Annotated in this window: 16 protein-coding genes; 13 read left to right on the top strand and 3 right to left on the bottom strand. The window is 71.9% G+C overall.

Annotated elements, in window-relative coordinates; genetic code table 11:
• Window positions 1-102: 102 nt before the first annotated feature.
• Together A8713_RS11910 and A8713_RS11905 are read left to right on the top strand one after the other, a co-directional pair.
• Window positions 103-1,542: an NAD-dependent malic enzyme gene (locus A8713_RS11910; protein WP_064533388.1), complete on the top strand. Its 1,440-nt coding sequence runs from the start codon at window positions 103-105 to the stop codon at window positions 1,540-1,542.
• A gap of 399 nt (window positions 1,543-1,941) precedes the next feature.
• Window positions 1,942-2,223, top strand: a complete 282-nt coding sequence (locus tag A8713_RS11905) for an HU family DNA-binding protein (RefSeq protein WP_003990598.1) — start codon at window positions 1,942-1,944, stop codon at window positions 2,221-2,223.
• A 195-nt stretch (window positions 2,224-2,418) separates the two neighbouring features.
• On the opposite strand, the gene murA is transcribed toward A8713_RS11905, so the two are convergent.
• Window positions 2,419-3,765 (bottom strand): UDP-N-acetylglucosamine 1-carboxyvinyltransferase, encoded by a 1,347-nt coding sequence (murA, locus tag A8713_RS11900; RefSeq protein WP_064533387.1) that lies wholly within the window; start codon window positions 3,763-3,765, stop codon window positions 2,419-2,421.
• A 273-nt stretch (window positions 3,766-4,038) separates the two neighbouring features.
• On the opposite strand from murA, the gene A8713_RS11895 reads away from it, so the two are divergent.
• From A8713_RS11895 to A8713_RS11850, 10 genes are all read left to right on the top strand, one after another.
• Window positions 4,039-4,611 (top strand): YqgE/AlgH family protein, encoded by a 573-nt coding sequence (locus A8713_RS11895; protein WP_018565536.1) that lies wholly within the window; start codon window positions 4,039-4,041, stop codon window positions 4,609-4,611.
• A 28-nt stretch (window positions 4,612-4,639) separates the two neighbouring features.
• Window positions 4,640-4,924 (top strand): DUF3039 domain-containing protein, encoded by a 285-nt coding sequence (locus A8713_RS11890; protein ID WP_026252153.1) that lies wholly within the window; start codon window positions 4,640-4,642, stop codon window positions 4,922-4,924.
• Between the two features lie 235 nt (window positions 4,925-5,159).
• Entirely contained in the window at window positions 5,160-6,470 is a 1,311-nt protein-coding gene (locus A8713_RS11885) for an extracellular solute-binding protein (protein WP_064533386.1), read from the top strand.
• A complete protein-coding gene (locus A8713_RS11880) occupies window positions 6,467-7,429 on the top strand; it encodes a carbohydrate ABC transporter permease (protein WP_064533385.1) in 963 nt (320 codons plus the stop codon). The genes A8713_RS11885 and A8713_RS11880 overlap by 4 nt, the downstream gene beginning before the upstream one ends.
• Window positions 7,426-8,271 carry a carbohydrate ABC transporter permease gene (locus tag A8713_RS11875; RefSeq protein ID WP_064533384.1) on the top strand — a complete coding sequence of 282 codons (846 nt, stop codon included), beginning with the start codon at window positions 7,426-7,428 and terminating at the stop codon, window positions 8,269-8,271. Before A8713_RS11880 ends, A8713_RS11875 begins: the two co-directional genes overlap by 4 nt.
• 4 nt (window positions 8,272-8,275) lie before the next feature.
• Entirely contained in the window at window positions 8,276-9,919 is a 1,644-nt protein-coding gene (locus A8713_RS11870) for a beta-N-acetylhexosaminidase (protein WP_064537453.1), read from the top strand.
• 341 nt (window positions 9,920-10,260) lie between these two features.
• On the top strand, window positions 10,261-11,154 hold the full coding sequence (locus tag A8713_RS11865; RefSeq protein ID WP_018565542.1) for an FAD binding domain-containing protein: 894 nt from the start codon (window positions 10,261-10,263) through the stop codon (window positions 11,152-11,154).
• Window positions 11,151-13,364 (top strand): 2Fe-2S iron-sulfur cluster-binding protein, encoded by a 2,214-nt coding sequence (locus A8713_RS11860; RefSeq protein WP_064533383.1) that lies wholly within the window; start codon window positions 11,151-11,153, stop codon window positions 13,362-13,364. The genes A8713_RS11865 and A8713_RS11860 overlap by 4 nt, the downstream gene beginning before the upstream one ends.
• Window positions 13,361-15,685: a xanthine dehydrogenase family protein molybdopterin-binding subunit gene (locus tag A8713_RS11855; protein ID WP_064533382.1), complete on the top strand. Its 2,325-nt coding sequence runs from the start codon at window positions 13,361-13,363 to the stop codon at window positions 15,683-15,685. Before A8713_RS11860 ends, A8713_RS11855 begins: the two co-directional genes overlap by 4 nt.
• A 136-nt stretch (window positions 15,686-15,821) precedes the next feature.
• Complete coding sequence (locus A8713_RS11850) at window positions 15,822-16,994, top strand: SUKH-4 family immunity protein (RefSeq protein WP_064533381.1); 1,173 nt, start codon at window positions 15,822-15,824, stop codon at window positions 16,992-16,994.
• A gap of 78 nt (window positions 16,995-17,072) precedes the next feature.
• Here the strand turns inward: A8713_RS11850 and A8713_RS11845 are convergent, their stop codons facing one another.
• Both A8713_RS11845 and A8713_RS34195 read right to left on the bottom strand, forming a co-directional pair.
• Window positions 17,073-17,804: a DUF4365 domain-containing protein gene (locus A8713_RS11845; RefSeq protein ID WP_064533380.1), complete on the bottom strand. Its 732-nt coding sequence runs from the start codon at window positions 17,802-17,804 to the stop codon at window positions 17,073-17,075.
• 180 nt (window positions 17,805-17,984) lie between these two features.
• Window positions 17,985-18,380: a restriction endonuclease gene (locus tag A8713_RS34195; protein ID WP_064533379.1), complete on the bottom strand. Its 396-nt coding sequence runs from the start codon at window positions 18,378-18,380 to the stop codon at window positions 17,985-17,987.
• A gap of 297 nt (window positions 18,381-18,677) precedes the next feature.
• Between A8713_RS34195 and A8713_RS11835 the strand changes: the two genes are divergently transcribed.
• Window positions 18,678-20,540: a DUF262 domain-containing protein gene (locus A8713_RS11835; protein ID WP_064533378.1), complete on the top strand. Its 1,863-nt coding sequence runs from the start codon at window positions 18,678-18,680 to the stop codon at window positions 20,538-20,540.
• The last annotated feature ends 115 nt before the right edge of the window (window positions 20,541-20,655 follow it).

Raw genomic sequence — 20,655 nt, 5'->3', positions numbered from 1 at the left:
ACACAAAGTCCGCAATACGGGGCGGCTACCACGTACTCAGGGGTAGGTGCGACGATCGGACGGCACAACTTCGCGACACGGTGAAAGCAGAGGAAGTCGGCCATGGCAACGGCGCCCAGCGTCTCCTACTCGATGACCATCCGGCTGGAGGTGCCCGCGAGCGGAACGGCAGTCTCGCAGCTCACCACCGCTGTGGAGTCCTCCGGAGGCTCGGTCACGGGCCTCGACGTCACCGCGTCCGGCCACGAGAAGCTCCGTATCGACGTCACCATCGCGGCGACGTCCACCGGCCACGCCGACGAGATCGTCGAGCAGCTCCGGGGCATCGAGGGCGTCACCCTCGGCAAGGTCTCCGACCGTACGTTCCTGATGCACCTCGGCGGCAAGATCGAGATGCAGTCCAAGCACCCCATCCGCAACCGTGACGACCTCTCCATGGTCTACACGCCGGGTGTGGCCCGCGTCTGCATGGCGATCGCCGAGAACCCCGAGGACGCCCGCCGCCTCACCATCAAGCGCAACTCCGTTGCGGTCGTGACGGACGGCTCCGCGGTGCTGGGCCTGGGCAACATCGGCCCCAAGGCCGCGCTGCCCGTCATGGAGGGCAAGGCGGCCCTCTTCAAGCGGTTCGCCGGCATCGACGCCTGGCCGATCTGCCTGGACACCCAGGACACCGACGCCATCGTCGAGATCGTCAAGGCGATCGCCCCCGGGTTCGCCGGCATCAACCTGGAGGACATCTCCGCGCCCCGCTGCTTCGAGATCGAGGCCCGGCTGCGCGAGGCCCTGGACATCCCGGTCTTCCACGACGACCAGCACGGCACCGCGATCGTCGTGCTCGCCGCGCTCACCAACGCCCTGCGCGTGGTGGACAAGCCGATCGAGAACGTCCGGGTCGTGATGTCGGGCGCCGGCGCGGCCGGCACCGCCATCCTCAAGCTGCTGCTCGCCGCGGGTGTGAAGAACGCCGTCGTCGCCGACATCCACGGCGTGGTGCACGCGGGCCGCGAGGACCTGGTCGACGCGGCCCCCGAGTCGGCGCTGCGCTGGATCGCCGACAACACCAACCCGGAGAACCTCACCGGCACCCTGAAGGAGGCCGTGCGCGGCGCGGACGTCTTCATCGGCGTGTCGGCGCCCAACGTGCTCGACGGCGCCGATGTGGCCGCCATGGCCGACGGGGCGATCGTGTTCGCGCTCGCGAACCCGGACCCGGAGGTCGACCCGGCGGTCGCCCGCCGGACGGCCGCGGTGGTGGCCACCGGCCGCTCCGACTTCCCCAACCAGATCAACAACGTGCTGGTCTTCCCGGGTGTCTTCCGCGGCCTGCTGGACGCGCAGTCGCGCACCGTCAACACCGAGATGATGCTCGCCGCCGCCCAGGCGCTGGCCGATGTCGTCACCGAGGGCGAGCTGAACCCGAACTACATCGTCCCCAGCGTCTTCAACGACAAGGTCGCCGGGGCCGTCGCCGGAGCCGTCCGGGAGGCCGCCAAGGCGGCCGGTGCGAGCGCGACGGCCGGCTCCGCCGCCGGAGTCTGACAAACGGCACGCATCAGTCGGAACGGACGTTCGGGGACGGCGGTTCCCGGGCGTGATGATCGCCACGACGCGCCGGGACCCGGCGCGTCGCGGCCGACGCTGTCAGTGGGGCGCCCTATCGTGGCTGGCCGGAGTCTGCGGCTGGAGCCGGACGGCAGGCCCTGGCCGGCAGACCCTCTTTTCGTGTGACTCCCAAGGGTGTTCTCACGACTCCTACGGGTGCCGGATTGGCTTTCCCGCCGCAGGTGGGGGCAGGATGCCACCCTGGGCGCGAGGGTCTGACGAGGGACCCGGGTCCGGGGACCCCCGAGGACCCTGGCAGCATCGGCTTGGCTGGCCCAACATGCGGCTTCGCCGCGTGGCACGCCTCAACGGCAAGAAGAACACGGGAGTAACAACATGAACCGCAGTGAGCTGGTGGCCGCGCTGGCCGACCGCGCCGAGGTGACCCGCAAGGACGCCGACGCCGTGCTGGCCGCGTTCGCCGACGTCGTCGGCGACATCGTCTCCAAGGGGGACGAGAAGGTCACCATCCCTGGCTTCCTCACCTTCGAGCGCACCCACCGTGCCGCTCGCACCGCCCGCAACCCGCAGACCGGCGAGCCGATCCAGATCCCGGCCGGCTACAGCGTGAAGGTCTCCGCGGGCAGCAAGCTCAAGGAAGCCGCCAAGGGCAAGTGACCTCGCCTTCCGTACGCCACGGGACGGCGTACGGGGCCCGCTAGGGCCGACAACGTCCATGGGGCGGCCCCCTTCACCGGGGGCCGCCCCATCGTCGTCGTACGCACGCGCCACGCCGCCCCCCCGGGAGGGGGCCGCCCGGACCCCCGGCCGGGGGTGGGCCCGTGCGGGCCGGGGTCGGGTGGTCGGTGTGGTTCAGCCGAGTGCCTGGCCCGGCAGCTCGACCTTCGCGCCCAGTTCCACGAGCTTGTCCATGAAGTTCTCGTAGCCGCGGTTGATCAGGTCGATGCCGTGGACACGGGAGGTGCCCTGGGCGGCCAGGGCGGCGATCAGGTAGGAGAAGCCGCCGCGCAGGTCGGGGATGACCAGGTCGGCGCCCTGGAGCCGGGTGGGGCCCGACACCACCGCGGAGTGCAGGAAGTTGCGCTGGCCGAAGCGGCAGTCGGAGCCGCCCAGGCACTCGCGGTAGAGCTGGATGTGCGCGCCCATCTGGTTGAGCGCGGAGGTGAAGCCGAGGCGGGACTCGTAGACCGTCTCGTGGACGATCGACAGGCCGGTCGCCTGGGTGAGCGCGACCACCAGCGGCTGCTGCCAGTCCGTCTGGAAGCCGGGGTGCACGTCCGTCTCCAGCGCGATGGACTTCAACTGCCCGCCGGGGTGCCAGAACCGGATGCCCTCGTCGTCGATCTCGAAGGCACCGCCCACCTTCCGGTAGGTGTTCAGGAAGGTCATCATCGACCGCTGCTGGGCGCCGCGGACGTAGATGTCGCCCTCGGTGGCCAGCGCCGCCGACGCCCAGGACGCCGCCTCCAGGCGGTCCGAGAGGGCGCGGTGGGTGTAGCCGCCGAGCTTGTCGACACCGGTGACGCGGATGGTGCGGTCGGTGTCCATCGCGATGATCGCGCCCATCTTCTGCAGTACGCAGATCAGGTCCTCGATCTCCGGCTCGACGGCCGCGTTGGACAACTCGGTGACGCCCTCGGCGAGTACGGCCGTCAGCAGCACCTGCTCGGTCGTGCCCACCGACGGGTAGGGCAGCCGGATCTTGGTGCCGCGCAGCCGCTGCGGTGCCTCCAGGTACTGGCCGTCCGCCCGCTTCTCGATCGTCGCGCCGAACTGCCGCAGCACGTCGAAGTGGAAGTCGATGGGCCGGCCGCCGATGTCGCAGCCGCCCAGGCCGGGGATGAAGGCGTGGCCGAGCCGGTGCAGCAGCGGGCCGCAGAACAGGATCGGGATGCGGCTGGAGCCCGCGTGGGCATCGATGTCGGCCACGTTGGCGCTCTCCACCCGGGTCGGGTCGAGCACCAGCTCGCCCGGCTCCTCACCCGGACGGACCGTCACCCCGTGCAGTTGCAGCAGACCGCGTACGACCCGCACGTCACGGATGTCCGGAACATTGCGCAGCCGGCTCGGTTCGCTGCCCAGCAGAGCGGCGACCATGGCCTTCGGTACGAGGTTCTTCGCACCGCGGACACGGATCTCGCCCTCCAGCGGGGTTCCGCCGTGGACAAGCAGTACGTCATCAGTGCCGTTGACGGTCATGTATCTCGCGTTCCGATGAGGTGGGGCAGGGGCGCGGCCGGTCACTCGGGCAGGGGCCGGACAGACAGACTAGTCGCGGCGGAGCTTCCTTTCGTAAGCCTGTGCACCACCCGCACGTCATGGCTGTGTCACAACACGCAGTGTCGGGCGCCGGGCACGTGCGGTGACCGTCGCGGCCGTGCGCCCGTGACGCTCCCGTGCCCCGGGCGCGCCCTCACTCCGGTAGCCGGATTGGCTCCCCACGCCCGGGGAAGATGCGGGATCATGTCTGGCATGACCGAGGTGTCCTCGCTCACAGGGCGGCTGCTCGTGGCCACGCCCGCCCTGGCGGACCCGAACTTCGACCGTGCGGTGGTGCTCCTTCTCGACCACGACGAGGAGGGTTCCCTCGGTGTCGTCCTCAACCGGCCCACCCCGGTGGACGTCGGCGACATCCTGGCCGGCTGGGCGGACCTGGCCGGGGAGCCGGGCGTCGTCTTCCAGGGCGGGCCGGTCTCGCTGGACTCCGCGCTCGGTGTCGCCGTCATCCCGGGCGGCGGCGCGGGCGGCCGCGCCCCGCTGGGCTGGCGCCGGGTGCACGGCGCGATCGGCCTGGTCGACCTGGAGGCGCCGCCGGAGCTGCTGGCCTCCGCCCTCGGCTCGCTGCGCATCTTCGCCGGGTACGCGGGCTGGGGCCCCGGCCAGCTGGAGGGCGAGCTGGGGGAGGGCGCCTGGTACGTCGTCGAGTCGGAACCGGGCGACGTGTCCTCCCCGTTCCCCGAGCGGCTGTGGCGCGAGGTGCTGCGCAGGCAGCGCAGCGAGCTGGCGATGGTCGCCACCTACCCGGACGACCCGTCGCTCAACTGATGCCCGCGCACTTCAGTACCCTTGGCGTATGAGCACTCTCGAGCCCGAGCGCGGCACTGGTACGGGGACCCTCGTAGAGCCGACGCCGCAGGTGTCCCACGGAGACGGCGACCACGAGCGCTTCGCCCACTACGTCCAGAAGGACAAGATCATGGCGAGCGCCCTGGACGGGACACCCGTCGTGGCGCTGTGCGGCAAGGTGTGGGTGCCGGGCCGTGACCCGAAGAAGTACCCGGTCTGCCCGCTGTGCAAGGAGATCTACGAGTCCATGAGCGGCGGCGGCGACCAGGGCAAGGGCGGCGACAAGAAGTAGGCCACCGGCTCTTCCCGGCCGCCCCGCGGGCCTTCGGGCCGACCTGGGCCCCCGAGTGCGTTTCGCGCGCTTCGGGGGCCTTTGTGCGTTCCCGCGTTGCACGGGGTGCGTCGGGCGGTCACAGAGTGGTTGAGACCTCTTGTCGTCGCGTTCATGGAGTACCTAGCCTCCGTGGTGTTGTGCAGAGCAAAACCGCCATTGCATATGTTGCAACACTGACCGGAGGAACCGCTCCATGAAGCTCTCCGCAAGACTCCCCGGCCGACTGGCCCTGCTGGCCGCCGCGGCCGTCGTCACCGCCACCGCCTGCGCCCCGCAGACCTCCGACAACTCCTCCTCCGGCAAGGACGAGAAGTCCGGCACCGTGCGCCTCTGGATGTTCCAGGAGGTCAACAACAAGCCGAAGGAACAGGTGGTCGCACAGGTCCTCGCCGACTTCCGCACGGCCCACAAGGACACGAAGGTCACCGTCGAGTACATCCCCGTGGAGACCCGCGCCCAGCGGATCAAGGCCGCCTTCAACGACCCGAAGAGCGCCCCGGATGTCATCGAGTACGGCAACACCGACACCGCCGGCTACGTCAAGGACGGCGGACTCGCCGACATCACCGCCGAGTTCGGCGCCTGGAAGGAGGCCAAGGACACCGACCCCACCGCCCGCACCTCGGTCACGGTGGACGGAAAGGTCTACGGAGCCCCGTACTTCGTCGGCGTCCGCGCCCTGTACTACCGCACGGACGTCTTCCGGGAACTGAACCTCCAGCCGCCGAAGACCCTGGACGAACTGGCCCGCACCGCCAGGAAGATCCGGTCGGAGAAGCCCGACCTGTACGGCCTCGCCGTCGGCGGTGCCTACACCTACGGCGCCCTGCCGTTCATCTGGGCCAACGGCGGCGCCCTCGCCACCGGCCAGGGCGGCTCCTACGCCTCCGCGATCGACACCCCCGCGGCCCGCAAGGGCATCGAGCAGTACACCGGCCTGTTCGGCGACGACAACTGCCCCGCCGCCAAGTGCGCCGGGATGACCGGCAACGACACCATCACCGCCTTCGCCGCGGGCAAGGCCGCCATGGCGGTCGGCGGCGACTTCAACCACCAGGCCGTGGAGGCGGGCAAGGCCAAGGGCAAGTACGCGGTCGTGCCGCTGCCGGGCGTCAAGGCCGGCTCCGTCGCTCCGGCCTTCGCGGGCGGCAACAACATCGGCGTGCTCAAGAGCACCGCCCACCGCAGCCTCGCCGTGGACCTCATGGAGCGGCTCGCCTCGAAGAAGACCCAGGCCCAGACGTTCGACGCGATGGGCTTCCTGCCCACCTTCACGGACGTGCGCCGGGAAGTCGCCGCCAAGAACCCCTTCGTGAAGCCCTTCGTCGACACCCTCGCCGCGGGCACCGAGTTCGTGCCGGCCTCGCCCGCCTGGGCGCAGATCGACTCCTCGCTGGTGCTGCCGACCATGTTCCAGGAGGTCGTCAGCGGCAAGAAGGACGTCGCGGCGGCCGCCGGGGACGCGGCGAAGAAGATGAACGACGCGTTCGGCTCCGTCGGATGACCGCTTCGCCCACGAGCCCGCAGGGCGTGGTGCGCGGACGGCCGCGGGTGCTCCGCGGCCGCCCGCGCGGCGCCCCGCGCCCCGGCGGGCGCGCCGTCACCCCCTGGCTCTATCTCGCCCCCGCCCTCGTCGTCCTCGGCGGACTGCTCGTCTACCCCGTCTACCAACTCGGCCTGATCTCCTTCCTGGAGTACACCCAGGCCCAGGTCAGCGGCGGACAGCCGGCCACCTTCCAGGGCCTGGGCAACTACGCCGAGCTGTTCGGCGACGACCAGTTCTGGCGGGTCCTGCTGGCCACCGTGGTGTTCGCGGCGGCCTGCGTGCTGTGCACCCTCGCCGCCGGCTGCGCGCTCGCCGTGCTCCTCACCCGGGTGCGCGCCGTGCCGCGGCTCGCGCTGATGCTCGCCGCCCTCGGCGCCTGGGCGACCCCCGCGGTCACCGGCTCCACGGTCTGGCTGCTGCTGTTCGACGCCGACTTCGGGCCCGTCAACAAGATCCTCGGCCTGGGCGACCACTCCTGGACGTACGGGCGCTACAGCGCCTTCCTGCTCGTCCTGCTCGAAGTGGTCTGGTGCTCCTTCCCGTTCGTCATGGTGACCGTCTACGCCGGGATCCGCGCCGTCCCCTCGGAGGTGCTGGAGGCCGCCGCGCTGGACGGCGCCTCCCAGTGGCGGATCTGGCGCTCGGTGCTGGCACCGATGCTGCGGCCGATCCTCGTCGTGGTCACCATCCAGTCCGTCATCTGGGACTTCAAGGTCTTCACCCAGATCTACGTCATGACGAACGGTGGCGGCATCGCCGGACAGAACCTCGTCCTCAACGTCTACGCCTACCAGAAGGCGTTCGCGTCCTCGCAGTACAGCCTCGGCTCCGCCATCGGCGTCGTGATGCTGCTGATCCTGCTGGCCGTGACGCTGGTCTATCTGCGGCTGCTGCGCCGCCAGGGGGAGGAGCTGTGAGCCTGGTGCGCACCTGGGTGCGCCGCCCCTGGCGGCTCGCCGCCGAGGCGTCGGCGCTGCTGATCGCGGCCGTGGTCGCCTTCCCGCTGTACTGGATGGTGCTGAGCGCCTTCAAACCGGCCGGGGAGATCGAGTCCACCGAACCGCGCCCCTGGACGGCGTCCCCCACCCTGGACTCCTTCCGGCGGGTCTTCGGCCAGCAGGAGTTCGGCCGCTACTTCCTCAACAGCCTGCTCGTCGCGGGCACCGTGGTGATCGCCTCCGCGCTGATCTCGTTCCTGGCGGCGACCGCCGTCACCCGGTTCCGCTTCCGCTTCCGGACCACCCTGCTGATCATGTTCCTGGTGGCCCAGATGGTGCCCGTGGAGGCGCTCACCATCCCGCTGTTCTTCCTGATGCGGGACTTCGGCCAGCTCAACACCCTGGGCTCGCTGATCCTGCCGCACATCGCCTTCTCGCTGCCGTTCGCGATCTGGATGCTGCGCGGCTTCGTCAAAGCCGTACCCGAGGCCCTGGAGGAGGCCGCCTACCTCGACGGCGCCGGCCGGGCGCGCTTCCTGTGGCAGATCCTCTTCCCGCTGGTCTTCCCCGGACTCGTGGCGACCAGTGTGTTCTCCTTCATCTCGACCTGGAACGACTTCCTGTTCGCGAAGTCCTTCATCATCAGCGACACCTCCCAGTCGACGCTGCCGATGGCGCTGCTGGTCTTCTACAAGCCCGACGACCCCGACTGGGGCGGGGTGATGGCGGCGTCCACAGTGATGACGATCCCGGTACTGATCTTCTTCGTACTCGTACAACGACGACTCGTCTCCGGCCTCGGCGGAGCGGTAAAGGACTGACGTGATGGACGTGATCCCCCAGCCAGGGCGTGCGACGGCCGACGAGGAACGCTTCCTCGAACTGGGCCCGGACACCACGGTGTCGGCGGGCGAGGGCACCGGGCGCACCGAACGCTGGCTGCGCACCGCCCTCGGTGCCGCCACCGGACTGCCGCTGGCCCCCGCCCCGGCCGGCGACGACGGCACCCTGCGCCTGCGCCTGGACGACACCGTCGCCCGCGACCTCGGGCCCGAGGGCTACCGCCTGACGGTCACCCCGCGGGGCGCCGACCTCGCGGGCGGCGGCCCCGCCGGGCTCTTCTGGGGCGCCCAGACGCTGCGCCAGCTCCTCGGCCCGGCCGCCTTCCGGCGCGCGCCGCTGCCCGGTGGCCGCTGGCGGCTGCCGCTCACCGAGATCGAGGACACCCCGCGCTTCCGCTGGCGCGGCGTGATGCTGGACGTCGCCCGGCACTTCATGCCCAAGGACGGCGTCCTGCGCTACCTCGACCTGATGGCCGCCCACAAACTCAACGTCCTCCACTTCCACCTGACGGACGACCAGGGCTGGCGCGTCGAGATCAAGCGCTACCCGAAGCTGACCGGGACCGGCTCCTGGCGCCCCCGCACGAAGTACGGCCACCGGGCCTCCCCGCTGTGGGAGGACAAGCCGCACGGCGGCCACTACACCCAGGACGACATCCGGGAGATCGTCGCCTACGCCGCCGAACGGCACATCACCGTCGTCCCCGAGGTGGACGTACCGGGGCACTCCCAGGCCGCCATCGCCGCCTACCCGGAACTCGGCAACACCGACGTGGTCGACACCGCCGCCCTCGGCGTCTGGGACGACTGGGGCGTCAGCAAGAACGTGCTCGCCCCGACCGACGCCACCGTGCGTTTCTACGAGGGCGTCTTCGAGGAACTGCTCGACCTCTTCCCGCCGGACGCCGCGCCGTTCTCGGACTTCTTCCACATCGGCGGCGACGAGTGCCCCAAGGAGCAGTGGCGCGCCTCGGCCACCGCGCAGGCCCGGATCAAGGAGCTCGGCCTGGCCGACGAGGACGAGCTGCAGTCCTGGTTCATCCGCCACTTCGACACCTGGCTCGCCGCGCGCGGACGCCGGCTCATCGGCTGGGACGAGATCCTGGAGGGCGGCCTCGCCGAGGGCGCGGCCGTCGCGTCCTGGCGCGGCTACGCGGGCGGACTCGCCGCCGCGCGCGCGGGACACGACGTCGTCATGTGTCCCGAGCAGCATGTGTACCTGGACCACCGACAGGACGGCGGCGCCGACGAACCCGTACCGATCGGCTTCGTCCGCACCCTGGAGGACGTCTACCGGTTCGAGCCGGTTCCGGCCGGTCTGGAACCGGAGTTCACCGGCCATGTGCTGGGCACCCAGGCCAACCTGTGGAGCGAGGTGATGGAGAACCCCGCGCGCGTGGACTACCAGGCCTTCCCCCGGCTGGCCGCCTTCGCGGAGGTCGCCTGGAGCGCCCTGCCCGCGCCCGAGCAGCGGGACTTCGCCGGTTTCGAGGAGCGGATGACGGCCCACTACCGGCGTCTGGACGCGCTGGGGGTCGGCTACCGGCCGCCCGCCGGACCGCATCCCTGGCAGCGCAGGCCCGGCGTCCTGGGGCGGCCGATCGACGGCCCGCCGCCGGTCAGGTAGCGGGCGGCCCCTCCCCGGGGGAGAGCGAGTGAGGGTGCGGTGCGGGCGGCGTGGCCGTCCGCGCCGCACCGCCGTGTCGCCGCACCGTCCGTGCCACCCGGCTGTCTCGAACTGGCGGCGGAAAAACACCGCAAGAGTCAGCGAACGCCGGTAATTCGCTCGCATCGGTGATCCCGCGCCAAAACGGACCGGGCCCCCGATGAGGTGGGCGAACGCCTCCGCGCGGACCCGTGTCCGCGAGCCCTGCGAAGATGTGCCAGAGTTGCCACGTCCGCCCTGTCAGGCCGTACCGTACGGCAGCACGGGTGGGACCAGTGGGGCAGCGGGAAGGGGCAGCCGGTTTGACCACGCACGCACCACAGGCGGCGCAGGCCGTCACGCTGCCCACGACACTCGACGAGGCCGTGGCGGCACTCGCGGCCATGCCCGCCGCCGTGCCCGTGGCCGGCGGCACCGACCTCATGGCCGCCGTCAACTCCGGGCAGCTCAGGCCCGCCGCGCTGGTCGGCCTCGGCCGGATCAGCGAGATCCGCGGCTGGCAGTACCAGGACGGGCACGCGCTGCTCGGCGCCGGTCTCACCCACGCCCGGATGGGCCGCCCCGACTTCGCCGCCCTGATCCCGGCGCTCGCCGCCGCCGCCCGCGCCGCCGGACCACCGCACATCCGCAACGCCGGCACCCTGGGCGGCAACATCGCCTCGGCCGCCCCCACCGGGGACGCGCTGCCGGTGCTGGCCGCCCTGGAGGCGACCCTGATCGTCGCGGGCCCGGACGGCGCCCGCCGCGAACTGCCGGTCTCGCACCTGCTGGCCGGCGTGGAGATGCTCCGCGGCGGCGAACTCATCGGCTACGTACGCGTCCCGCTGCTGCACGCGCCGCAGGTCTTCCTCAAGGCGACCGGCCGCACCGGCCCCGGCCGCGCGGTCGCGTCCGTGGCGCTGGTCCTCGACCCGGCCCGGCGCGGGGTGCGCTGCGCGGTGGGCGCCATAGCGCCGATGCCGCTCAGGCCGCTGGACGCCGAGCAGTGGGTGGCCTCGCTCATCGACTGGGACAACGGCCGCGCGATCGTCCCGGAGGCGCTGGACGCCTTCGGCGAGTACGTGGCCGCGGCCTGCATCCCCGACCCGGTTCCGGCCGAGGACGGCTCGGTGCAGCAACTTCCGCCCGCCGTACTGCACCTGCGGCGGACCGTCGCCGCACTGGCCCGACGAGCACTGGGGAGGGCGCTGTCGTGACCGACGACCAGCACGGACAGGGCACGCCTCACGGCGGCGGCCGGTGGGACCCGCTGCCGCAGGGCGACTACGACGACGGCGCCACCGCGTTCGTGCAGCTCCCCGAGGGCGGTGTCGACGCCCTGCTGGCCGCCGACAGCCCGCTCGCCGCGCCCGGCCACGGCTATGTGCCGCCGCAGATAACGGTCGCCGCCGCCCCGGCCGAGGCCACCGACCCGGCGGCCACCGGCACCTGGGCGGTGCCCGGCGTGCCCGCCGCCCCCGCCCCGGGAACGGGCTGGCCCGACCCGAACGCGGTGCCCCGGCAGGACGAGGGCACCGGCGGCGCCCCGGGCGCGGGCGACCCGTACGCCTACCGGCCGGACGCGACCCAGCAGTGGAACTTCCAGGAGGTCCACGGGCATCAGGAACACCCGGGCCACCACCAGGAGGCGGCGGTGCGGGGAGCGGTGCCCGGACACGATGTGACCGGGCAGTGGTCGATCCCCGTGGCCGGGGGTGACATCCCGGACGAATCCGGCGAGTTCACCACGTCGGCCCTCATCGAGCAGTGGGGCGGCACCCCGCCGGCCACCCTGCCCGGCGGTGCCCCCGCCCCGTGGGCCACGGAGGGCGCCGGCCAGCCGTGGGGCCGGACCGCCCAGGAACCCGCCCCGGCGGAGCCGTACGCGAGCGACGGCCGGCCCTACAGGATCGACCGGCCGTACGAGGGTGACCGGCCGTACGAGGGTGACCAGGCGTACGCGGGCGAGCAGGCGTACGGGAGCGACCCGTCCGGGCACTCGTACGGAGCCGGTCTGCCGGCCCCGGCGCCGGAGCACCCGACGCCCGACCACCCGGGGGCCGCTTCCGGGCGTCCGGGGCACCCTGCGCCGACTGAGGCGGCCGTACCGGAGGCGCCGGAGGCACCGGCGGAGGAGTCCGCCGAGGCGCCGGAGGCCACGCGGCCCGCGCAGCCCACGGAAGCAGGCCACCCGGCCGAGCCCGCCGCCGGACAACTCCCCGAGGAGACCCCGGCGGAGGACGGCGAAGACCCCGTGGAGGCCGCCGAGGGCGCCACCGAGCCGCCCGCGGACCCCGCCCCGGCCGAGGGTGCCTCCGCCGCGTCCCAGGCCGCCCAGGAGCCGCCCACGGCCCCGGAGGACACCCCCGCCCCGGCGGCCGGACCCGCCCCCGGTCCCGACACGGCCACGGACGACACGGACACCGGACCGACCGAAGCGACCGGACCGGCGGGGACGACCGGACCGGCAGGGACGACCGAATCGGCCGAGCCGGACGTGGTCGCGGCCGCGTCCGCGACCACGGAGGCGGTCGCCGAAGCCGCCGCGCCCGAGGACGGCACCGGCACCGACACCCCCCACCCCGGGACGGCGGCCGCACCGGACCCCCAGGGCCCGCCTCCCGTGCCACCGCAGGACGAACACCCGCTCGCCTCCTACGTGCTGCGCGTCAACGGCGTGGACCGCCCCGTCACCGACGCCTGGATCGGCGAGTCGCTGCTCTACGTGCTGCGCGAGCGGCTCGGCCTCGCGGGCGCCAAGGACGGCTGCTCGCAGGGTGAGTGCGGCGCCTGCAACGTACAGGTGGACGGCCGCCTCGTCGCCTCCTGCCTGGTGCCCGCCGTCACCACGGCCGGCAGCGAGGTCCGTACCGTCGAGGGCCTGGCCGCCGACGGGCGGCCCTCGGACGTGCAGCGGGCGCTCGCGCGCTGCGGCGCGGTGCAGTGCGGCTTCTGCGTGCCCGGCATGGCGATGACCGTGCACGACCTGCTGGAGGGCAACCCGGCCCCGAGCGAGCGCGAGGCCCGGCAGGCCCTGTGCGGCAACCTGTGCCGCTGCTCGGGCTACAAGGGCGTCCTGCGGGCCGTCGAGGAGGTCGTCGCCGAACGCGAGGCACAGGCCGCAGCGGAGCACGCGGCGGCCGAATCCGCGGGCGCGGACCACCGCACCGCGCGGCACCCCGCCGACGGCGGCGGCGCCCCGGACGCCGACGAGCCCCGTATCCCGCACCAGGCGGGCCCCGGAGCGGGCGGCGTCCACCCGTCCGCCTTCGACACGCCCGACACGCCCGACGCGCACGGACACCCGCACCCGCACCCGGATCCGCAGGGCCACGGCGAGGCGCACACCCCGCACGAACCACCGCGCGACACGCACGATCCGCACCACCCGCACGACCCCTACGGCCAGGACGGAGGCCAGGCGTGAGCAACGAAGCCGGCACCGCTGCCACCGCTGCCACCGCTTCCGCCGCGGAGACCACGCCCGCGCCGGAGCCGCTGCCGCACGGGATCGGGTCCTCGCTGCCGCCCGCCGACGCCCGCGCCAAGACGGAGGGCACCTTCCCGTACGCGGCCGACCTGTGGGCCGAGGGCCTGCTGTGGGCGGCCGTGCTGCGCTCACCGCACCCGCACGCGCGCATCGTGTCCATCGACACCCGCCACGCGCGCGAGATGCCCGGTGTCCGCGCCGTCGTCACCCACGAGGACGTGCCCGGCAGCCCTCTGTACGGCCGGGGCCGGGCCGACCGGCCGGTGTTCGCCTCCGACGTCGTACGCCACCACGGCGAGCCCATCGCCGCCGTCGCCGCCGACCACCCGGACACCGCGCGGATGGCCGCCGCCGCCGTCATCGTCGAGTACGAGGTGCTCGACCCGGTCACCGACCCCGAGCAGGCGTTCGAGGCCGAACCACTGCACCCCGACGGCAATCTGATCCGGCACATCCCGCTGCGCCACGGCGACCCGGAGGCGGCCGGAGAGGTCGTCGTCGAGGGCCTGTACCGCATCGGCCGCCAGGACCCGGCGCCCATCGGCGCCGAGGCCGGGCTCGCGGTGCCCCGCCCGGACGGCGGCGTCGAGCTGTACGTGGCCTCCACCGACCCGCACGCCGACCGGGACACGCTCGCCGCCTGCTACGGCCTCGCGCCCGACCGCGTCAAGATCGTCGTCACCGGGGTGCCCGGCGCGACGGCCGACCGCGAGGACCAGGGCTTCCAGCTCCCGCTGGGCCTGCTGGCGCTGCGCACCGGCTGCCCGGTGAAGCTGACGGCGACCCGCGAGGAGTCCTTCCTCGGCCACGTCCACCGCCACCCCACCCTGCTGCGCTACCGCCACCACGCCGACGCCGAGGGGCGGCTGGTGAAGGTCGAGGCACAGATCCTGCTGGACGCGGGCGCCTACGCCGACACCTCCGCCGAGGCCCTGGCCGCCGCCGTGTCCTTCGCCTGCGGCCCGTACGTCGTCCCGCACGCCTTCATCGAGGGCTGGGCGGTACGCACCAACAACCCGCCCTCGGGCCATGTGCGCGGCGAGGGCGCCCTCCAGGTGTGCGCCGCCTACGAGGCGCAGATGGACAAACTGGCCAGGAGACTCGGCGTCGACCCGGCCGAACTGCGCCTGCGCAACGTGCTGGCCACCGGCGACGTGCTGCCCACCGGCCAGACGGTGACCTGTCCGGCACCGGTCGCCGAACTGCTCCAGGCCGTACGGGACCAGCCACTGCCGCCGCTGCCCAAGGACACCCCCGAGGACGAGTGGCTGCTGCCCGGCGGTCCTGAGGGCGCGGGCGATCCGGGCGCGGTGCGCCGGGGCGTGGGCTACGGCCTGGGCATGGTCCACATGCTCGGCGCGGAGGGCGCCGACGAGGTGTCCACGGCCACCGTGAAGGTCCACGACGGCGTCGCGACCGTGCTCTGCGCGGCCGTCGAGACCGGCCAGGGATTCACCACGCTCGCCCGGCAGATCGTCCAGGAGACCCTGGGCGTCGACGAGGTGCGCGTGGCCCCGGTCGACACCGACCAGCCCTCGGCCGGCGCGGGCTGCCGAGGCCGCCACACCTGGGTGTCGGGCGGCGCGGTGGAACGGGCGGCGAAGATGGTCCGCACCCAGCTCCTGCAACCGCTGGCGCACAAGTTCGGCATGTCCACCGAACTCCTCCAGATCGCCGACGGCAAGATCACCTCCTACGACGGCGTGCTGTCGACCACGGTCACCGAGGCGATGGAGGGCAAGGAGCTGTGGGCCACCGCGCAGTGCCGGCCGCACCCCACGGAGCCGCTGGACGAGTCGGGCCAGGGCGACGCCTTCGTCGGCCTCGCCTTCTGCGCGATCCGCGCGGTGGTGGACGTGGACATCGAACTGGGCTCGGTGCGGGTGGTGGAGCTGGCCGTGGCCCAGGACGTCGGACGCGTCCTCAACCCCGCGCAGCTGGCCGCCCGGATCGAGGCGGGCGTCACCCAGGGCGTGGGCATCGCCCTCACGGAGAACCTGCGCGCCCCGCGCGGCCTGCTCCGCCACCCCGACCTCACGGGCTACGCCCTGCCCACCTCCCTGGACACGCCCGACATCCAGATCGTGCGCCTGGTCGAGGAACGGGACGTCGTGGCCCCCTTCGGCGCCAAGGCGGTCAGCGCGGTCCCGGTCGTCACCTCCCCGGCGGCGATCGCCTCCGCCGTGCGCGCCGCCACCGGCCGCCCGGTCAACCGCCTGCCGATCCGCCCCCAGGCCGCGGTCGTCACCGGCGGGTGACCACCCGTTCCCCGGGTGTTTCCCCAGGTCGGGGGCGTTGTCAGTGGTGCGGCGTAGTGTGCTGGGCAGTGGGGAGGACGGCTTCGGCGATCCGACCCGCACCGGGATGCACGGAAACACGGGACACGGGGGACACATGAGCACGACCGGCGCCGCCACCGCGGTGATCACCCTGCCCGAGGCCGCCCTCGACCCGTACGTCACACACGCGCCGACCCGCCGCCGGCTGACCGGCCCCGGCCTGCCGGCCGACAGCGCCTACCTGACGTTCGCTCCGCTGCGCCGCGACGGCCTGCGCACGGTGGCCGACTCCACCGGTGACCCCGGCGGGCTCGACGCCGAGCTGCGCGACCAGCTGGTGATAGGCGGTCTGCTGGGCCCCGGCGGTCTGGAGACGGACACGCTGCTGCTGGACGGCGGCACCGGCGAGGTCTCCACGACGTACTTCCTGCACGACCGCCCCGACCTGATGGACGCCAGCCCGCTGGCGCCGTCCCTGGACGCCCTGGTCCGCTTCGCCGCGGTCACGGAGGAACTGGCGGGCCTGCGCGGCCAGTTCGCCTCCTACGCCGGACGGTACGGCCCGGAGGCGGTGGCGGAGGCGTCCCGTCAGCTCCTGGCCGTGTTCGAGGAGGGCACGGACGGCGAGGTGCCGCCGTTCTGGAAGGCCGCCGCCCTCATCCGCCCCCTGGCCCTGATCGCGGGCCCCGGCACCCGCTCGGGCCTCGCCCTCGACCTGCCCGCCCGCCTCCTGGAGACGGAGTTCGGCCCCGGCCGCGTCGCCCGCTTCGAGGACGTCGACTTCCCCGCCGCCCTCACCCACGAGCCGACCCGCCGCTTCCTGCGCGAGACGGGCCTCCCCGAGGACGGCATCCTCTTCCAGCTGGACACCGACGTCCCCCTGCCCACCCTCACCGAGCACCACACCGACGCCGGCCGGCCGCCCCTGCCGCCCACCGGACTCCCGGTCCCCGCCGACCGCCTGATACGCCTCGGCCACCTCGTCGCCGACAACAGCCTGGTCGTCGACGGCGCCACGGGCACGGTCTGGGACTGGAGCGAACAGGAAGCCCTGCTCCGCCCTCTCAACACAGACGTCTCCACCCTCGCCTACACCCTCTGGCTCCTGCACCGCGAGAAGCAGATCGACGCCGACCTCGACGCCGAACTCACCACCGACGCCTACGACCAGCTCGCGATGCTCATGATCCAGGCCCTCACATCCATCGACCCGACGGGCACCGCCCCGGACACCGACTGGCACTACTGGACAGAAATGTTCCAGGACGAGGCAGGCGGAGTCCTGTGACCCCACACCTGCCCCGCCCTCATCCGGAGGCCGTGCGGCGATCAGCCCTGGGAATCTCCTGCGGAGGCCCGGTGGAAGTCAGACGGGGTCATGCCGCTCGATCGGCCGGCGCCACCACTCGGTGGACTTGAAGCAGCCCATCAGCCAGTGGGCTTCGGCGATGTCGAGGATGACATCGCCGACCGAAGGGATCGGTCGGAAGCGGAGCATCGACTCCTGTACGATCCTGGGCTCCCAGTCGAGGTCGTGGTGGAGCAGGACCGCATACGGCTGACCGCGGCGCTGCCAGAAGACCATGGGCTCGAAAACCTCGTTCTCGAAGGGTTTGACGATGTCGTCCGGGGCGAATTCGACATCTGCCATATCCCCCCACCTGCCGACTCCCTCGCGTTCCCGGGCCAGGTAGTGCCGCATGCCTTGTACGAACGCATGGAGGCTCACGTCGTCCAGTACAGACTCCCTGGAGACGACGATGGATTTCGCCGCTCTGCGCAGCGCCCTGGCCCGACGAAGCTGACGGGTCGCATTGGCCCAGAACAGACCTCCGCGATCGGGGTCGTGGACCACGCAGAGCACAGGGAGGCTGCCGTCGCGCCAGTTGTCCCCGTGATCGCCGACCGGGACGCGGTGCCCGCGTCGGGTGCGGGTCGAAACTCCCCCCTTCACCTGCACGGCTACCGAGTCCTCCGTCCGCTGCCCGTCCTGGACGAAGGTGACGTGCAGATCCTCGCCGTGGTCGTTGCCGCCGTCGATCTCCTGCACGATGTGGCCGTGCCGCTCCAACAGCGCACGCAGCTCATTGACTGCCATGCGTCCGATACGCCGGCTCTCCGGCACCTTTGGCATCGATCCCCCCATGCTGTGCGGAGACCAGGTTATGGCCGGGCAGAGGCGAAAGGGCAGGGCGGCCGTTTGCGCGGCGCACCGGCCCGCACCGCGTCGCCGCGTCGCCGCGTCTGACGGAGCTCCGAACAGGTTGTGCGGCCCCGGTCAGGGTCCGCCTTCGGTCGGCAGCGGAGCGCGGCTCTGATGCCAGGGCGGCCGGTCTCTTCCGTCGGCCCACCGGTCGAGCCGGTCGGCGTGCACGATCTCGATGCCCGCAGCCTTGGTCAGGCGAGCCGCGGGGGTGGTGACGGTTCCGGTGGTCAACAGCACCGCCACGTCGGCACGGTGGATGTCGAACACGGTTCCGGCGAACCTCTGCAGATCGGGGCTGGTGACTTTGCTCCGGTACTGCTTGCACTGGACCACCACCTTGCTCCCGTCAGGGGTGTAGGCGACGACGTCCGCCCCAAGGTCCCCGGCCCCGCCGACGGCCTGCACCCGGGTACAGCCGTCCTCGCGGCACAACTCGGCGACGGCGTACTCGAACTCGGCCGGAGACAAGGCGAACCAGTCGGGTACCGCACGGGGCTCGGCCGGGGCGGGTGCGGTCGTCTCCAGGGCACGCGCCTGCTCTTTCAGGGACGCGGTCAGCCGGAGAAGAGCCTGGTAGCGCTCTGCACGGCCGGGGGCCCTCCTCTGCCCTCTCGGACGTCAGGGCGAACCGCTCATGATGCCAGTCCGAGGGCCGCCAGCTCACTCGGCGTCACGAGTGCGGACGTTCACAGGAAGGGCGTCCGGATCCGGCGCCGCGCCGATACGCTGCGATGACCATGCAGGTGCTGGGGGACCGGAGGGGCGATGCAGGCCGGCGACGTCAAGCTGGGGAAGGTTTTCGCGAACGACCACCAGAGCGTGATCCCGATCTTCCAGAGGCCCTATGTATGGGACCAGGAGAGCAACTGGGAACCCTTGTGGACGGACGTCCGGACGGCGGCGGAGGAAGTGGAGGCGGAGACAGAGTCCCAGAGTGGTACGGGGCAGTCGAAGCCGCGCACCTACTTCCTGGGCGCCGTGGTCGTACAGGAGCGCTACCGGCCGCCCCGGCGCCTCGGTTCGTCCCACATCATCGACGGTCAGCAGCGTATGACCACGCTGCAGGTCCTCTTCGCGGCAGCTCGGGCTGTCGCCCACGGCATTGCCGCCGACAGCGTCGTCGGGCGTTTCACGAGTCTGCTGGAGAACCGGGCGGAGACGGTTCACGAGGCGTTCCCGGACGACCGCTACAAGGTCTGGCCGCTGCCTCAGGACCGTGCGGCATTCCTCTGGGCCGTACGCGGGGGCGGCGACGACGGTACGGCACCCGCACCCGACCACCGGCTGGTCCGAGCCCGCGTGTGGTTCGAGCAGGAGATCGGCGACTGGGCCAAGGCCGCGCCCAACCCGGCCCAGCGGCTCGACGACCTGTTCTACACGCTTCAGGAGCGCATGCAGCTCGTCGAGATCGTCCTGGACGCGGGTGACGACCCGCAGGTGATCTTCGAGGCGCTGAACCACCGTGGAGTGCGCCTCGACGCCGCGGACCTCGTGAAGAACCTCCTTTTCCAGACCGTCGAGTCGCAGGGGGAGCACCAGCACTCCGAAGAGCTGCTGATGAACGCCTGGCTGCCGCTGGATGCCGAACCCTGGCGCGGTCAGGTCACCACCGGACGCATCAGACGTGCCCTGATCGACCTGCTCCTGGCCTACTGGCTGACCGTTCAAAAGCGTCAAGACGTCCTGGTGGACCATCTGTTCGCCGACTTCAAGAAGTGGCTGCCGGAAAGCGGCCGACAGGCTTCGGACGTGATCCGGGACATCAGGCACTACGCCGAGACGTACCAGCGGGTTCGAGGGCTGCCGCTGACCGATCCCACCGGCCGGTTGCTCGACCGAATGCAGACCATGACGACGACGCCGTGGCCGGTGCTGCTCTATCTGCACGCGACAGACGGCGTACCGAGCGATCAGCGGGCGACCGCGGCCCGCGCCATCGACTCTTTTCTCATGCGGCGAGCCGTGTGCCTGATGACGACGAAGGACTACAACCGACTCTTCGTCCAGGTACTGGCCGACGTTCAGCAGAGCGATCCCGCTCGGGCAGGTGACGCCGTCGTGCGCAGCCTGTGGAACCAAACGGCCGACGCCCGGCTGTGGCCTGACGACCGGACGTTCTTTGCCGCCCTGATGGCGGACGATCTCTACCGTCGTTCCTACCGTGCCCGGTTGAAGGCCCTGCTGGTCGGACTGGAGAATCACCTGCGGACGCCGAAGACCGAGCACGCGCCGGCACTCTCCAGTGCGGACCCCCGGCTGAACATCGAGCATGTTCTGCCGCAGAAATGGGAGACGCACTGGCCGCTGAACGACGGTGACAGCGAGGAAAGCCTGAAGAAGCGACATGAGGCGGTGCATCAGCTCGGCAATCTCACGCTCACCACCACGAAGCTCAACCCGTCGTTGAGCAACCGGGAATGGCCTCATAAGAAGGACAGCCTGAGTGCCCACAGCCTTTTGCGGCTGACGACCTCGTCAGTGCTCTCCGCACCGGAGGAGCTCCGGGACAAGTGGAGCAACGAGCAGTGGGCCGAATGCTGGGACGAGGGCCGGATTCAGCTGCGCACCTTGTGGCTTGCCCGTATCGCCCTCCAGGCGTGGCCGAAGCCCGAGGGCGACACCGACTGACGAACGGGACCTGCGGCGCCGGGCACCACACATTCCTCGCTCGTATCCGTGAGCCGAGACGGGAACTGAGACGGACAGCCGGAAGGGCGGCACCTCACCGAGGTGCCGCCCTTGC

Source organism: Streptomyces sp. SAT1, assembly GCF_001654495.1.
Taxonomy (GTDB): domain Bacteria; phylum Actinomycetota; class Actinomycetes; order Streptomycetales; family Streptomycetaceae; genus Streptomyces; species Streptomyces andamanensis.
This window is presented reverse-complemented; position numbering and strand designations above follow the sequence as displayed.